The organism is Streptomyces vulcanius, from assembly GCF_042653945.1.
GTDB lineage: Bacteria > Actinomycetota > Actinomycetes > Streptomycetales > Streptomycetaceae > Streptomyces > Streptomyces mangrovi.
This window is the reverse complement of sequence record NZ_JBHSFK010000016.1, coordinates 42,396-56,370: the sequence shown is the minus strand read 5'-3', so window position 1 is coordinate 56,370 and position 13,975 is coordinate 42,396. Positions and strand designations below refer to the sequence as shown.

General features: G+C 72.6%; 13 protein-coding genes. 9 read left to right on the top strand and 4 right to left on the bottom strand.

Translation table 11 applies throughout. The features are described 5' to 3' along the window. Positions 1–20: 20 nt before the first annotated feature. A complete protein-coding gene (locus ACFPIH_RS24555; RefSeq protein ID WP_381168790.1) occupies positions 21–818 on the bottom strand; it encodes an IclR family transcriptional regulator domain-containing protein in 798 nt (265 codons plus the stop codon). Positions 819–982: 164 nt separating this feature from the next. Between ACFPIH_RS24555 and ACFPIH_RS24550 the strand changes: the two genes are divergently transcribed. The 5 genes from ACFPIH_RS24550 to ACFPIH_RS24530 all read left to right on the top strand — a co-directional run bounded on the left by ACFPIH_RS24550 (position 983) and on the right by ACFPIH_RS24530 (position 8,406). Next, positions 983–1,852 carry a dioxygenase family protein gene (locus ACFPIH_RS24550; RefSeq protein ID WP_381168792.1) on the top strand — a complete coding sequence of 290 codons (870 nt, stop codon included), beginning with the start codon at positions 983–985 and terminating at the stop codon, positions 1,850–1,852. Continuing rightward, positions 1,849–3,324 (top strand): amidohydrolase family protein, encoded by a 1,476-nt coding sequence (locus tag ACFPIH_RS24545; RefSeq protein ID WP_381168794.1) that lies wholly within the window; start codon positions 1,849–1,851, stop codon positions 3,322–3,324. The genes ACFPIH_RS24550 and ACFPIH_RS24545 overlap by 4 nt, the downstream gene beginning before the upstream one ends. Positions 3,325–3,327: 3 nt before the next feature. Then, positions 3,328–4,500 (top strand): CaiB/BaiF CoA transferase family protein, encoded by a 1,173-nt coding sequence (locus tag ACFPIH_RS24540; protein WP_381168796.1) that lies wholly within the window; start codon positions 3,328–3,330, stop codon positions 4,498–4,500. Further along, positions 4,493–5,293: a citryl-CoA lyase gene (locus tag ACFPIH_RS24535; RefSeq protein WP_381168798.1), complete on the top strand. Its 801-nt coding sequence runs from the start codon at positions 4,493–4,495 to the stop codon at positions 5,291–5,293. Before ACFPIH_RS24540 ends, ACFPIH_RS24535 begins: the two co-directional genes overlap by 8 nt. Before the next feature lie 71 nt (positions 5,294–5,364). After that, entirely contained in the window at positions 5,365–8,406 is a 3,042-nt protein-coding gene (locus ACFPIH_RS24530; protein WP_381168800.1) for an AfsR/SARP family transcriptional regulator, read from the top strand. A 2-nt stretch (positions 8,407–8,408) separates the two neighbouring features. Here the strand turns inward: ACFPIH_RS24530 and ACFPIH_RS24525 are convergent, their stop codons facing one another. Next, positions 8,409–9,866 (bottom strand): flavin-containing monooxygenase, encoded by a 1,458-nt coding sequence (locus ACFPIH_RS24525; RefSeq protein ID WP_381168801.1) that lies wholly within the window; start codon positions 9,864–9,866, stop codon positions 8,409–8,411. Position 9,867: 1 nt separating this feature from the next. Further along, complete coding sequence (locus ACFPIH_RS24520; RefSeq protein ID WP_381168803.1) at positions 9,868–10,833, bottom strand: patatin-like phospholipase family protein; 966 nt, start codon at positions 10,831–10,833, stop codon at positions 9,868–9,870. 120 nt (positions 10,834–10,953) lie between these two features. On the opposite strand from ACFPIH_RS24520, the gene ACFPIH_RS24515 reads away from it, so the two are divergent. Genes ACFPIH_RS24515 through rfbC form a run of 3 tightly spaced genes read left to right on the top strand, consistent with a single transcriptional unit; the run spans position 10,954 to position 13,071 of the window. After that, a complete protein-coding gene (locus ACFPIH_RS24515) occupies positions 10,954–11,556 on the top strand; it encodes a TetR/AcrR family transcriptional regulator (protein WP_381168805.1) in 603 nt (200 codons plus the stop codon). A 49-nt stretch (positions 11,557–11,605) separates the two neighbouring features. Beyond that, positions 11,606–12,514, top strand: a complete 909-nt coding sequence (rfbA, locus tag ACFPIH_RS24510; RefSeq protein WP_381168807.1) for a glucose-1-phosphate thymidylyltransferase RfbA — start codon at positions 11,606–11,608, stop codon at positions 12,512–12,514. Continuing rightward, on the top strand, positions 12,511–13,071 hold the full coding sequence (gene rfbC, locus ACFPIH_RS24505) for a dTDP-4-dehydrorhamnose 3,5-epimerase (protein WP_381168809.1): 561 nt from the start codon (positions 12,511–12,513) through the stop codon (positions 13,069–13,071). Before rfbA ends, rfbC begins: the two co-directional genes overlap by 4 nt. Positions 13,072–13,098: 27 nt before the next feature. Here rfbC and ACFPIH_RS24500 read toward each other — a convergent pair whose 3' ends face one another. After that, positions 13,099–13,395, bottom strand: coding sequence for a glycosyltransferase (locus ACFPIH_RS24500; RefSeq protein WP_381168811.1), 297 nt, complete (start codon positions 13,393–13,395; stop codon positions 13,099–13,101). Positions 13,396–13,536: 141 nt separating this feature from the next. On the opposite strand from ACFPIH_RS24500, the gene ACFPIH_RS24495 reads away from it, so the two are divergent. Then, positions 13,537–13,953: a DUF4247 domain-containing protein gene (locus ACFPIH_RS24495; protein WP_381168812.1), complete on the top strand. Its 417-nt coding sequence runs from the start codon at positions 13,537–13,539 to the stop codon at positions 13,951–13,953. Positions 13,954–13,975: the final 22 nt, after the last annotated feature.

Below are 13,975 nucleotides of genomic sequence, written 5' to 3'. Positions count from 1 at the left end.
TAGAACTCAACGCGCGGAACTCAACGCGCGGTCTCCAGCGGGCGGGCCTGCCAGGCCGCCCAGTCGGCGCTGATGGCGCTCGCCGTGCGCAGCAGCAGCGGCAGGTGGTGGTCGACCAGGGTGTCCATCGAGGTCTCGGCGGCATGGGCGTTGACGTTCACCGCGGCGACCACCCCCCCGTCCCCGTCGCGCACGGGGGCGGCCACCGAGCGGATGCCCGGCGCGAGGTCCTGGTCGGTGACGGCCCAGCCCTTGGCCCGTACGTCGCGCAGCATGGCGTCGATCTCGTCGCGCTCCGGTGTCCGGTGCGGGGTGACGCCGGAGCGGCTGGGCTCGGCCAGCACCTTGTCCAGGTCGTCCGGGGTGAGGGCGGCCAGCAGGACCTTGCCGAGCGAGGTCTGCAGGGCGGGGAACCGGGTGCCGATGGTCACGGCTAGGGTGACCAGTTTCGGTACGGCGACCCGGGCGACGTAGACGACGTCGGAGCCGTCGAGCTGGGCGACCGAGCAGGACTCGTCGGTGTTGTCGACCAGTTCGCGCAGGTGGGGGCGGGCGAGGTCCCACAGGTTCATCGAGCCGACGTACGCGCTGCCGAGGTCGAGGACGCGCGGGGTGAGGGAGAAGCCGCGGTCGGACGAGCGGACGTAGCCGAGCTGTTCCAGGGTGATCAGGATCCGCCGGGCGGTGGGGCGGGCGAGGCCCGTGGCGCCGGCGATCTCGCTGAGCGCCATCGTGCCAGTGCCGGGCCGGAAGCAGCACAGCACGTCCAGGCCCCGGGCGAGGGCCTCGATGAACTCGGGATTTCCTTCTCGACGCATACGCCCACGCTAGCGGAGCGGACAGTGGTCCGACAGCATCGGCCGCCCTTGATCTGGATGAAAGACCCACCTCCCCCTTGCCTCCCCCTTGATCGCGAGGCAGAGTGACCGCTGTACGGACACTCGTCCGCACAGCGTCGGCCGGCCGGATCAAGGAGGATTCCATGGCCTTCGTGACGGAGGAGAACCTCACCGCCCTCGCGGAGAAACGCTGGGCCACCGCCCACTCGCCCCGGGACGCCGAACTCATGTCGGCGCTGGTACGGCATCTGCACGCCTTCGCCCGCGAGGTCCGGCTCACCGAGGAGGAGTGGCTGGCGGCCGTGGAGTGGCTCACGGCGACCGGGCGGATGTGCGACGACAAGCGGCAGGAGTTCATCCTCGCCTCCGACGTGCTCGGCCTGAGCACCCTCGTCGTCCAGCTCAACCACCGGTTCGCGCCGGAGTCGACCCCGGCCACCGTCCTCGGCCCGTTCCACATCGACGGCTCGCCGCCGGCGCCGTACGGCCACGACATGGCGGAGGGCGTCGAGGGCACTCCCCTGTATGTCACCGGCCGTGTCCTCGGCCTCGACGGGACTCCGCTGCCGGACGTCGTCCTGGACGTGTGGCAGGCCGACACGGACGGCGCCTACGAGGCGCAGCTCCCGGCGGTCGACGAGGCGCGGCTGCGCGCCAAGTACCGTACGCGGCCGGACGGGACGTACTGCGTGCGCACCATCGCGCCGCTCGGCTACGCGATCCCGATGGACGGGCCGGTCGGCGCGCTCATCGGCCGGACCTCCATCAGCCACTACCGGCCCGCGCACATCCACTTCCTCATCGACCACCCCGGTTACGCGCGGCTGATCACCCATCTGTTCCGGTCCGGATCCCCCTATCTGGACACCGACGTCGTGTTCGGCACCAAGGACCAGTTGGTCGTCGACTTCGCCGAGCGGCCGGCCGGGCCCGCCCCCGACGGAGGCCGCTGCGAAACGCCTTACCTGCATGCCGAGTTCGACTTCGTGCTCCAAGGAGGCAGGACCTCATGACGACGTACGACACCCCGCGCCCGGACGAACTGACCGCCGGCCGCCCGCTCCTCTTCCGCAACGCCACCGTGCTGTCCATGGATCCCGCGATCGGTGTGCTGGAGGGCGGGGACGTGCTGGTGCGCGGGGAGCGTATCGAGCGGGTCGGACACGGACTGGCCGCACCGGACGACGCGGTCGTGGTGGACGCCGGCGGCGGCATCCTCATGCCCGGCATGGTCGACACCCACCGGCACATGTGGCAGACCGCGCTGCGCGGCTTCGGCGCGGACTGGACGCTGTCGCAGTACTTCGTCTTCTACTACCTCAACTGGGGCAGGATCTTCCGTCCGGAGGACATCCACGCGGGCAACCTGCTGTCGGCCGTCGAGGCGCTCGACGCGGGCGTGACGACGACGGTCGACTGGTCGCACGGCCTGCAGACCCCCGAGCACGGCGACGCGGCGGTCGAGGCGCTGCGGTCCGTACCCGGCCGCTTCGTCCTGGCGTACGGCAATCTCCTGGGCGCGCCCTGGGAGTGGACCCGTTCCGCCTCGTTCCGTTCCTTCGTGGACCGGCACTTCTCCGCGCGGGACGACATGCTGGGCCTCCAGCTGGCGTTCGACGTCACGGGCGACGCGGCGTTCCCGGAGAAGGCCGCGTTCGAGGCGGCCCGGGAGTTCGGGCTGCCGGTCACCACGCACGCCGGGGTGTGGGGCGCGACCGGCGACGACGGGATCCGGCTGATGTGGGACCACGGGTTCATGACGCCGGACGTCACCTATGTGCACTCCTCGACCCTCGCCGAGGACTCCTACCAGCGGATCGCCGCCTCCGGCGGGCGGGTCTCGGTGTCGGCGGAGAGCGAGCAGAACGCCGGGCAGGGCTACCCGCCCACCTGGCGGCTGCGGCGGCACGGCATCCCGGTGTCGCTGTCGATGGACACCGGGGTGTGGTTCAGCGCCGACCTGTTCTCGGCGATGCGCGCCACGCTGTCCGCCGACCGCGCCCGCGAGCACCTGGAGGCGCACGCGACCGGCGAGACGGTGGTGCACCACCCGCTGCGCGCGCGGGAGGTCGTCGAGTGGGCCACCCTGGGCGGGGCGCGGGCGCTCGGCCTGGACGGGACGATCGGCTCGCTCACGCCGGGCAAGAAGGCCGACCTCGTGCTGATACGGAACGACCGCTCCCCCGCGATGTTCCCGCTCCTGCACCCCTACGGGCATGTGGTCCTTCAGGCCCAGCGGGCGGACGTGGACACGGTCGTGGTGAACGGAAGAGTGGTCAAGTACCGCCACGAGCTGCTCGGTACCGATCTGCGCAGGGCGCGCGACGCGGTGGGCGCCACCGTCGAGTACGCCCGCGCGACCCTGGGCGAGGAGGCGTGGCGGGAGGCGATGGCGCCGGAGATCCCGGACACCGAGCCGATCTCCAACCCGTACACCTACAGCGAGTACCGCGGCGAGGGCGTGGCCGTGCGACAGGAGTCGTAGACCATGACGGACGACGGTGTGCGCGGGCCCCTGGACGGGCTGTTGGTGGCGGACTTCTCGCGGATCCTCGCGGGGCCGTACACCACGATGCTGCTGGCGGACCTCGGGGCGGACGTGGTGAAGGTGGAGGGCCCGGCCGGGGACGACACCCGCACCTGGACGCCTCCGGTGCGGGACGGCGTGTCGACCTACTACCTGGGCGTCAACCGGGGGAAACGGTCGATCGCGCTGGACTTCCACGACCCCGAGGACGCCAGGATCGCCCGGGAACTGGCCCGGCGCGCGGATGTGGTGATCGAGAACTTCAAGCCGGGCGGACTGGCCCGGTACGGCCTCGACCACGCCTCGGTGAGCGCCGGCAACCCGGGGGTGGTGTACGCGTCGATCACCGGGTTCGGGACGGACGCGGGGCGGCACGTGCCGGGGTACGACCTGATGGTCCAGGCCGTCTCCGGGCTGATGAGCCTCACCGGCGACCCCGAGGGGCCCGCGTACCGGGCCGGGATCTCGGTGTTCGACGTGATGGCGGGCAACCACGCGGCGATCGGCATCCTCGCCGCGCTGCGGCACCGGGACGCCACCGGGCGGGGCCAACTCGTCGAGGTGAACCTGCTGTCCTCGGCGCTGACCGGGCTGGTCAACCACAGCTCGGCGTATGTCGCCGGCGGGACCGTGCCCCACCGGATGGGTAACGCGCACCCCAGCGTGTTCCCGTACGAGCCCCTGCCGACGGCCGACCGGGAGCTGATCGTCACGGCGGCGAACGACGGGCAGTTCCGCCGGCTGTGCGAGGTGCTCGGCACCCCGGAGACGGCCGACGACCCGCGGTTCGGCCGCAACGCCGACCGCACCGAGCGCCGGGAGGAGTTGCGGCCGATCCTGGTGGAGCGGCTGCGGACCCGCACCGCGCTGGAGTGGTTCGACCTGCTGGTGGCGGCCGGGGTGCCGTGCGGGCCGATCAACACCATCGACGGCGGGTTCGCGATGGCCGAGCGCTTCGGGCTCGAACCCGTCGTCGAGGTCGGCGAGGGCGAGCGGGCGGTTCCCACGACCCGGCACCCGATCCGCTTCTCCGAGTCACCGGCCACGTACCGGCTGCCGCCTCCCGAACTCGACGAACACGGCGCCGAGTTGCGAGCGTGGCTGGCCAAACCGACGAAGGACGACGATGTCTGAGTACCCGACAGCCCTCGGCGCCTCCTCCCTGGAGCGGATCACCCTCCTCGGGCACGACCTCGCCGAGGAGGTGATGGGCGAAGTCGGCTTCGGTGAGCTGGCGTTCTGGCTGGCGACGCAGCGCCGGCCGTCCCGGGGCGAGGTCCGCGTCTTCGAGGCGGTGCTGGCCGCGCTGGCCGACCACGGCTTCACCCCGACGGCCATCACCGCACGGCTGACGTACCTCTCCGCCCCGGACTCCGTCCAGGGCGCCCTCGCGGCCGGCCTCCTCGGCGGCGGCTCACGCTTCCTGGGCGTCACGGAGGACTGCGGACGGTTCCTGCACGACGTCCTGGCAGAGACGGAGGACGGGGAAGGCCTCCCGGGCGACGACGCCGGCTGGGACGCGCTCGCCCTCACCGCCGTGCGATCGGCCCGGGAGGCCGGGCGGCTGATCCCAGGTCTTGGGCACCACGTCCACAAGAAGGGCGACCCCCGTACGCCCCGCCTGTTCCGCATCGCCCGCGAGGAGGGCCAGTTCGGCCCGCACCTCGCCCTGTTCGCCGCCATCGGCCGCGTCCACCCCCGGGTGCTGGGCAGAACGCTGCCGCTCAATGGCGCCGGGGTCTGTGGCGCCGCGCTCGCCGACCTCGGCCTTCCGCTGGAACTGCTGCGCGCCTTCGCCCTGCTCGCCCGTACCGCGGGCCTCATCGGCCAGCTCGCCGAGGAACTGCGCGCGCCGGTCGCGAACGACATCTTCCTGTCCGTGGACCTCAACAACCGGCCCGTGCCGCCGAGTCCCTACGAGGGCTGATCCGTCCGCCTGACGACCGACGATGTGAGGATCTAGGATCGGCCTTGCGAAAACCTTGCGACGGAGGGCCGGTGAAGCTCCATCTGCTCGGTCCGCTGGAACTGCGCGTCGCGCGGGGCGGGTTGGACCTGGGACAGCCGCGCAGACGGGCGGTCCTGGCCGCGCTGGCGGCCGACGCGGGACGGCCCGTCACCGTGGAGACACTGGTCGGCCGGCTCTGGGACGGCGACCCGCCGGACGGCGCGCGCTCGGTCGTCTACTCCCACATCAGCCGGTTGCGGCGGCTCCTCGACGAGGCCGTGGCCGCGGAGGGCGGCCAGGAGGCGGGCCAGCCGGCGATCCGGCTCGGCCGGATCTCCGGCGGTTACGTGCTGGAGGCGGACGACGACGCCGTGGACCTCACACGTTTCCGCTCCCTGGTCGCGCGGGGGCGTGAGCCGTCGCTCTCCGACCCGGAACGCGTGCTCTTCCTCGAGGAGGCGCTGCGGCTGTGGCGCGGCACCCCGCTGGCGGGGCTGCCCGGGGCCTGGGCCGAGCGCATGCGGACGGGCTGGAGCCAGGAACGTCTGGAGGCGGCGCTCGCCTGGGCCCAGGTCTGTCTGCGGCAGGGCTGCCCGCAGCGGGTGCCGGAGCTTCTGCGGCCCCTGACGGCCGAACACCCACTGTCCGAGCAGCTGGCCGTGCTGCTGATCCGCGCCCTGGCCGCCGTCGGCTCGACGGCGGAGGCACTGCGGGCCCACGCCGAGATCCGGCAGCATCTGGCGGACGAGCTGGACGTCCCTCCGGGCCCCGAACTGCGTGCCTTGCACGAGGAGTTGTCGAGGGGCGCCGCCGTCGCACCGCAACCGACGGCACCTCGGGTCCCGGCGATCCCGGTCCCGGCTCAACTTCCGATGGATGTACGGCCGTTCATCGGGCGGGACGAACAACTCGCCGTGCTCACCCGGAACCTGATCGTCGGAGACGGCCGCGCGGTGGTCGTGTCCGCCGTCTCGGGCACCGCGGGCGTCGGCAAGACGGCGCTGGCGGTCCACTGGGCCCACCAGGCGCGAGGCAGCTTCCCCGACGGGCAGCTCTACGTCGACCTCAGGGGCTACGACCCGCAGAAACCGGTGTCGGCGGCCCAGGCGCTCACCGGATTCCTCACCGCCCTCGGCGTCCCCCGGCAGGAGGTCCCGCTGCGGCTGGAGGACCGCGCGGCCCGCTACCGCACGGCCCTCGACGGACGGCGACTGCTGGTCGTCCTCGACAACGCGGCGTCCGCCGCCCAGGTCAGGCATCTGCTGCCGGGGAGCCCCGGCTGCCGGGTGCTGATCACCAGCCGGGACTCGCTGGGGGCGCTGGTGTCGATGCACGGCGCCCACCGTGTGATCCTCGACGCGCTCTCCCCCGCCGACTCCCTGGAGTTGCTGCGGGCGCTGATCGGCGAGCGGGCCGACGCGGAGCACGCCGTCGCCGTGGACCTCGCGGAGCAGTGCGCGCGACTGCCGCTGGCCCTGCGGGTGGCGGCCGAGCTGGTGCTGTCCCGGCCGGGCGAGCCGCTCGCCGGTCTGGTGTCCGAACTCCGGGACCATCAGCGGCGGTTGGACCTGCTGGACTCGGGCGACGACCCGCGTGCCGCCGTACGTGCCGTGTTCTCCTGGTCCTACGCCCGGCTCGCCGAGCTGCCCGCCCGGCTCTTCCGGCTCCTGGGCCTGCACCCCGGACCCGACGTGGACACGCACTCGGCCGCCGCGCTCGCGGGCGGGTCCGTGGACGGCGTCCGACGGGCGCTCGACGAACTGGCCCGCGCCCACCTGCTGAACCGCACGGCCGCCGGCCGGTACGGCATGCACGACCTGTTACGGGTGTACGCGGCGGAGCTGGCCGGCCTGCACGACCCGTCGGAGGACCGCGACGCCGCGCTCACCCGGCTGCTCGACCACTCCCTGGCGGCGTCGGCGGCGGCCATGGACGTGCTCTACCCCGCCGAACGCCATCTGCGTCCCGCCGTCGACCGGCCGGACACCGGGCTGCCGCCGCTGCGGACCGCCGAGGAGGCCCGCGCCTGGCTGAGCGCCGCCCAGCCCACGCTGGTGGCGCTGTGCTCACGGACCGGGGAGCCGGGCCCTTCCGGGCACACCGTGCGCCTCGCCACCACGCTGCACCGGCACTACGAGCGCTCGGGTCACTACACGGACGCCCTGACCGTCCACACGTACGCGCTGCGGGCCGCACGCTCGGTGGGGGACGCGCGGGGCGAGGCCGATGTCCTCGCCTGTCTCGGCGCCGTCCACCGGCGGCTCGGCGACTACGACAGCGCCCTGCGCGACCACGAGAGCGCCCTCGCGCTGTGCCGCCGTATCGGCTACGCGGCCGGTGAGGCCCGGCACCTGACGAATGTCGGAGTCCTGCACGAACTGCGCGGACGCTACCGCGAGGCGGCCGAGCAGCACGAGCGGGCGGTGGTGCTGTTCCGTTCGGTCGGCGACGCGCACGGCGAGGCGGACGTGCTCAACAACCTGGGCATCGTGCTGGAGTTGCTGGAGGACTTCGAGGCGTCCGTCGAGCGCTACGAGCGGGCACTGGAGCTGTACAGGACCGTGAACCACTCCACCGGCGAGGCCAGCGCCCTGGGCAACCTCGGCATCCTGCTGGCGCGGCTGGGCGACCACGCCGCCGCTGCCGGGCACTTCGAGCGGGCGCTGGCGCTGTTCCGCCGGCTGGCGCACACCAGCGGGACGGGACACGCCCTGTCCAACCTGGGCAACGCGCTGAGCGGTCTCGGCCGGCACGAGGAGGCTGCCGAGCACCAGCGCGAGGCCCTGGAGCTGTTCCGCCGATCCGGGGAGCACTACGGCGAGGCAGGTGCCCTGAACGGCCTCGGCGAGGCCCTGCACGGCGTCGGCCGGTCCGCCGAGGCGCTCGACGCGCACGCCGCGGCGCTCGAAGTGGCGCGCGGGATCGAGGAGCAGGAGGAACAGGCCCGCGCCCACGTCGGAACGGCCGCCGTGCTGCGGGCCGTTGGGGAGCCGGCACGGGCTGGACGCCATGTGCGCGAGGCCCTGGCCCTCTACACGGCGCTCGGTTCCCCGCGCGCGGAGGGGGTCCGCGAGCTTCTCGGCGAGGAATGATCTCAACGGGCCTGGTACGCCTCGGGGTCGAAGCGGGCCAGTCGTCGCCGCATCCGTCCCGTCGACCAGGGCCAGCTGAAGCTGTTGACGCCGTTGGCGTCGAGGTAGTAACTGGCACAGCCGCCCGCGTTGTACACCGTCGACGGCAGCGCCTGCCGGACCTCGGCACGGAACGCGGCCTGTACTTCCGGGCGTACGTCCATGCTGGTCCAGCCCGCCGAGCGGAAGTGGCGCACCGCGCCCGCCAGATAGGCCAGTTGGGCTTCGAGGACCATGAACGCGGACGAGTGCCCGGTGCCGAGGTGCGGTCCGAGCAGGACGAAAGCGTTGGGGAATCCGCTCACGGTGGTGCCCAGATAGGCGTCCGGGCTGCCCTTCCAGTGGTCGTCCAGGCTCGCGCCGTCGGCGTCGAACACCCGCCGGCCGATCGGCATGTCGAGGATGTGGAAGCCGGTGCCGAGGACGACGGTGTCCACGTCCGCGGTGCTGCCGTCCGCCCCGATGAGGCGGTTGCCGTCGACGGCCTTGACGGCGGTGGCGTGGAGGGTGACGTTGGGCCGGGTCAGCGCCGGATAATAGGTGTTGGAGAGCAACAGCCTTTTGCAGCCCAGGGTGTAATCGGGCGTCAGGGAGCTGCGCAGTCGCGGGTCCTTGACGGTGGCTGCGAGATGGAGGGCGCCCACCTTCTGCACCGCGCGCAGCAGGGCGGGGTGGCGGAAGCCGACGCCGAGGGCCTCCAGCGCGCCGTACTCGGCGCCCCGCAGGGCGTGTTGGGCGGCGGGCAGCCGGCGCAGGAGCCATCGTTCGGCGCGCGGTACGTGGTGGTCGGGCTTGGGCAGCACCCACTGGGCGGTGCGCTGGAACAGGTGCAGCCGGGCGACTCTCGGCTGGATCGCGGGCACGAACTGCACGGCCGACGCCCCGCTGCCGACGACGGCGACCCGCGCGCCCGCCAGGTCGTGGTCGTGCCGCCAGCGCGCGGAGTGGAAGACCTCGCCGGGGAAGTCGGCAAGCCCGGGGATGTCGGGGATCCGCGGCTCGTGCCACGGTCCGGCCGCCGAGACCAGCAGGCGGGCCGTGTAGTGGTCGCGGGTGGTCTCGACGTGCCAGCGGGCGTCACCGGGGCTCCAGCGGGCCCGGATCACCTCGGTGCCGAACCGCACGAGCGGGGTGACGCCGTGGGCGGCGGCCGTGTCGCGGAGGTAGGCGCGGATCTCGGCCTGTCCGGCGAAGGCCCGCGTCCACTCCGGGTTGGGTGCGAAGGAGTAGGAGTACAGGGCGGAGGGGACGTCGCAGGCGCAGCCCGGGTAGGTGTTGTCCCGCCAGGTGCCGCCCAGGTCGTCGGCCTTCTCGAGAAGGACCAGGTCCCGCACGCCGGCCCGGCGCAGCGCCACGGCCGCGCCGATCCCGGACATACCGCTGCCGATGACCAGCGCCTCCACGTCGCGGGATTCCCGCATCTCAGGCTCCCGTCCGTGTGCCGATGTGCCGGCGGACGACGGCCCGTGTCGTCCGCAGCGCCGTTTCGAGTACGGCGAGACGCCGTCCGGCGGCCATCGCGTTGCCGCCCATGACCTTCAGGTCGGTGGCCGTGGGCTCGATCCGCACGACCCGGGTGCCGGCCGCCCGCAGCGCGGCGCACTCGGCGTCCAGGGTGCGGGTCATCGCCCGCCGCAGCAGCGCCTCCGCCCGGCCGAGCCCGGTGCGGGGCGCCGGCGTCGACGAACTCATGGGCGCGAGGACGTACACCTCGTCGAGGCCGGCGGGTACGAGGAGGTCGGCCGAGGCGGTGGAGAGGATGCCGCCGTCGGCGTACCGCCGTCCGCCGATGCGCACGGGCGGGAACCACCCGGGGACCGCCCAGGACGCGCGCAGTGCGTCCCGCAGCGCGGCCTCCGGCGTGTCGGGGTGTCCGAAGACGGTACGGCGTCCCGTGTCGAAGTCGGTCGCGACCAGCCAGGTCGCCGGATGCGACACCCACCGTCCGCCGGGCGCCAGCCAGTCGGCGAGGGCCGTCAGCCTGCGGGCGTCGCCGCGGCCCTGCGGCAGCGCGCCGGACAGTCCGGCCAAGGCGGGGATCTCACGCCGTAACGCGCGCCGGGCCAGTCCCGGCGAGCCCGGGAAGGCGGCGGGCCGGGGCGGGATGCCCCGGGGCGGTGCCGCGAAGTGGCGGGCGAGCTCGGGCGGGGCGTCCGATTCGGCGAGTTGGGCGGCGAGCAGTGTGTCGACGCCGATGCCGGCGCCGAGCAGAGCGGCCAGTTCCGCGCCCGCCGAGGTGCCGACCAGCACCGCGGCCTCGCGCGGGTCCCAGTCCAGGGCCTGGCGCAGCGAGTGCAGGGCGCCGGTCGTCCAGGCGGCGCCGAGGGTTCCGCCGCAGCCCAGCACCAGTCCTCGGGCAGGGGTCGTACGTGTGCCGGCAGGGGTCACAGGGGGCTCCGGGGCATTCGGGATACCGATGAGATCGGGATACTAGCGGTATCCGAATGAGCGGGACCAGAGCAGGGCGGGGATAGGATCCGGACCAGACGTCCAGAAAGGTGCACCACCATGGCCCGCCTCAGCCGCGCCGAGAGTCAGGAGCGCACCCGGGAGCGGCTCGTCGCGACGGCGCGGGAGCTGTTCCTGCGCAAGGGCTATGCCGCCACCTCCCTCGGCGAGGTCGCCGAGACGGCGGGTTACTCCAAGGGGGCCGTGTACTCCAACTTCCGGAGCAAGGGCCACCTCTGCCTCGCCGTCCTCGACGATGTGCGCGCCGAGCAACTGACGCTGCTGGCCGCCTCCGTGATGGGCGACGGCCCGGTCGACGACCGGCTCGCAGCCTTCACCGCGTGGGGTGAGGCCCATATCGGGGAGGAGGCCTGGACGACGCTCGAAGTCGAGTTCCTGACCGGTGCCCGGCACGACGGCGAGCTGCGGCAGGAGATCACGGCGCGCGTGGCCGCCGTGCGCGAGGTGCTCGCGCAGCTGCTCGTCACCCTCGCCCGGGACACCGGCACGACACTCGCCATGCCGGCCGAGCAGGCGGCGACGGCTCTGCTCGGCCTCGGTATCGGCCTGGGCGTCCAGCGCATCGCGGATCCCACGGCCCCCACCGCGGTCCTGACCGACACGCTGCGGCTCATTCTGCGATATCCGACATGCATGAAATGAACCGGTGCGAAAAACCGGTATTCTCCGCTCATTCGCCTAGGCTGCCGGCGTGCGCGGAATTCTGTTGGCCGGGGGAACCGGCTCGCGGCTCTGGCCGCTGACCCGCTCGGTGTCAAAGCATTTGCTGCCCGTTTTCGACAAACCCATGATTTACTACCCGCTTTCCACGCTGGTGATGGCCGGAGTTCACGAGATCCTGGTCATCACCACACCCGAGGACCAGCCCCAGTTCCGCCGGTTGCTCGGCGACGGAAGCCGGCTGGGGCTGCGTCTGGAGTACCTGGCGCAGCAGCACCCGGAGGGCGTCGCCCATGCCCTCCTCCTGGGGGCCGAATTCATCGGAGACGGGTCCGTCGCCCTGATTCTGGGCGACAACATCTTCCACGGGAGCGGCCTCGGCTCACGACTCGCCCTGCACGACGACCCGGAGGGCGGCCGGGTGTTCGCGTACCAGGTCGCCAATCCCTCGGCGTACGGCGTCGTGGAGTTCGACGAACAGGGCCGGGCGGTGTCCATCGAGGAGAAGCCGGCCCGGCCGAGGTCCCGGTACGCGGTGCCCGGCCTGTACTTCTACGACCACCGCGCCGTGGACATCGTCCGCGGTCTACGGCCCAGCGTGCGGGGCGAGTTGGAGATCACCGACCTCAACCGCTCCTACCTGGACGCCGGGGTACTGCACGTCACCCGGCTCGACCGGGGCACCGCGTGGCTCGACACCGGGACCTTCACCTCCCTCGTCCAGGCCTCCGAGTTCGTCCGGGTGCTGGAGGAGCGCCAGGGCTTCAAGGTCGGCTGCGTCGAGGAGACGGTGTGGCGGGCGGGCCTGATCGACGACGGCCAACTCCGTGAACTGGCCCGCCCGCTCCTCGGCAGCGGATACGGCCACTACCTGCTGGGGCTGCTGGAAGGTGCCCGGGAACAACCGCTCATGCCACGGCGCAGGGAGGCGACCACGTGAAACCGCTCGGCATCGACGGAGCCTGGGTCGACACGCCCAGGGTGTTCCCGGACGACAGGGGACGCTTCCACGAGTGGTTCAAGGGCGGCGCCTTCCGGGACGCCGTCGGCCATGGACTCCGTCTTGAGCAGGCCAACCTCTCGCGCTCCGTGCGCGGCGCGCTCCGCGGCGTCCACTACGCGGCCGTCCCGCCGGGGCAGGCGAAGTACGTCACCTGCGTCGGCGGCGCCGTCCTCGACGTGGTGGTCGACATCCGCGTCGGCTCCCCGACGTTCGGCACATGGGAGGCCGTGCGCCTCGACGACACCACGCACCGCTCCCTCTATCTGGCGGAAGGGCTGGGGCACGCCTTCATGGCACTGGAAGAGGACTCCACCGTCGTCTATCTCTGTTCCGAGCCGTACACTCCCCAACGCGAGTTCGGAATCAATCCGCTGGACCCGGCGCTGGCCATCGAATGGCCCCCGGACATCACACCGCTGATTTCCGAAAAGGACGCAGCGGCACCCACATTGAAAGAGGCCGAGCGACAAGGGCTACTGCCTTCGTTCGGTTGATCCTCGTCCATGGATCAGGCCGCGCCTTTATCGTCTTTTCATGAGGTTGGCGCCCCCGTTGAAGCGGCTGTCGTCCCGCTCGGCGTCCTCGGTGATCTGCGCGGTGTCGCTGTGGACGAACACGGCCTCGGGGGGCGCGTCGCAGGCCGTGCCGAGCTCGGCCAGACAGTCCTTGGCCGGCAGGTCGTCGTGGTCGAGTTCGGCGAGGATCTCGCCGCGCGCCGGTTCACAGGCCCGGCGCCCGGCCGCGCCGACGCCGACGACGTCGTCGGCGATCTCCACCCGGACCCGGTCGTCGGGGTGCCCCGGCCGTCCGGCGGACACAGGGGACGTACGGCCACCCGATTGCGGGTACGGCGTACGCGCGCCCGCGGAACCCGTCGTTCCTCCTCCCACCACTCCACCCCCGCCGACCTGGTGTGCCATACTCGGCGCCGCTCATAGCAAGATCCGAACGGGGGGATCGTGTTCAGCCGTTTTCCGAAGAGTTCGCGACGCGTCCGCGCGGCGGCCGGGGTCGCACTGACCGTGGCCCTGCTCGGCGCCTGCTCCTCCGGGGACAGCAACGGAGTGCCGCGCGGCTGGATCCGCGACACCTACACCGCGAACGGGCCGGCCTGGGTCGACCGGGACAGCAACCCGGTCGTGGTCGCCGACGCGATCCACGGCCATCGCGCGGCGCTCGACCGTGCCAACGGCGACAGCTCGGAGTTCCTGCGCTACGGCGACGACCTGGTCACCGTCTCGCCGTACGGCGCCGGCAGCCGGATCGCGATAGAGGACTACCGCAACGGTTACCACCGCCACAGCCAGTACCTCGGCGGCTGGCCCGACCCGGACAGCGCGAGCTTCCGGGGCGGCGGCCCCGGCGAAGGCAAGTGACGGACCGGCCCACCGGCCCCGC

What these genes read in the sequence shown, in the direction of transcription:
- ACFPIH_RS24535 (WP_381168798.1), top strand. Translation starts at nt 4,493, where the DNA reads ATGTCTGAGTACCCGACAGCCCTCGGCGCCTCCTCCCTGGAGCGGATC.
- ACFPIH_RS24545 (WP_381168794.1), top strand. Translation starts at nt 1,849, where the DNA reads ATGACGACGTACGACACCCCGCGCCCGGACGAACTGACCGCCGGCCGC.
- ACFPIH_RS24515 (WP_381168805.1), top strand. Translation starts at nt 10,954, where the DNA reads ATGGCCCGCCTCAGCCGCGCCGAGAGTCAGGAGCGCACCCGGGAGCGG.
- ACFPIH_RS24555 (WP_381168790.1), bottom strand. Translation starts at nt 818, where the DNA reads ATGCGTCGAGAAGGAAATCCCGAGTTCATCGAGGCCCTCGCCCGGGGC.
- ACFPIH_RS24525 (WP_381168801.1), bottom strand. Translation starts at nt 9,866, where the DNA reads ATGCGGGAATCCCGCGACGTGGAGGCGCTGGTCATCGGCAGCGGTATG.
- ACFPIH_RS24550 (WP_381168792.1), top strand. Translation starts at nt 983, where the DNA reads ATGGCCTTCGTGACGGAGGAGAACCTCACCGCCCTCGCGGAGAAACGC.
- ACFPIH_RS24540 (WP_381168796.1), top strand. Translation starts at nt 3,328, where the DNA reads ATGACGGACGACGGTGTGCGCGGGCCCCTGGACGGGCTGTTGGTGGCG.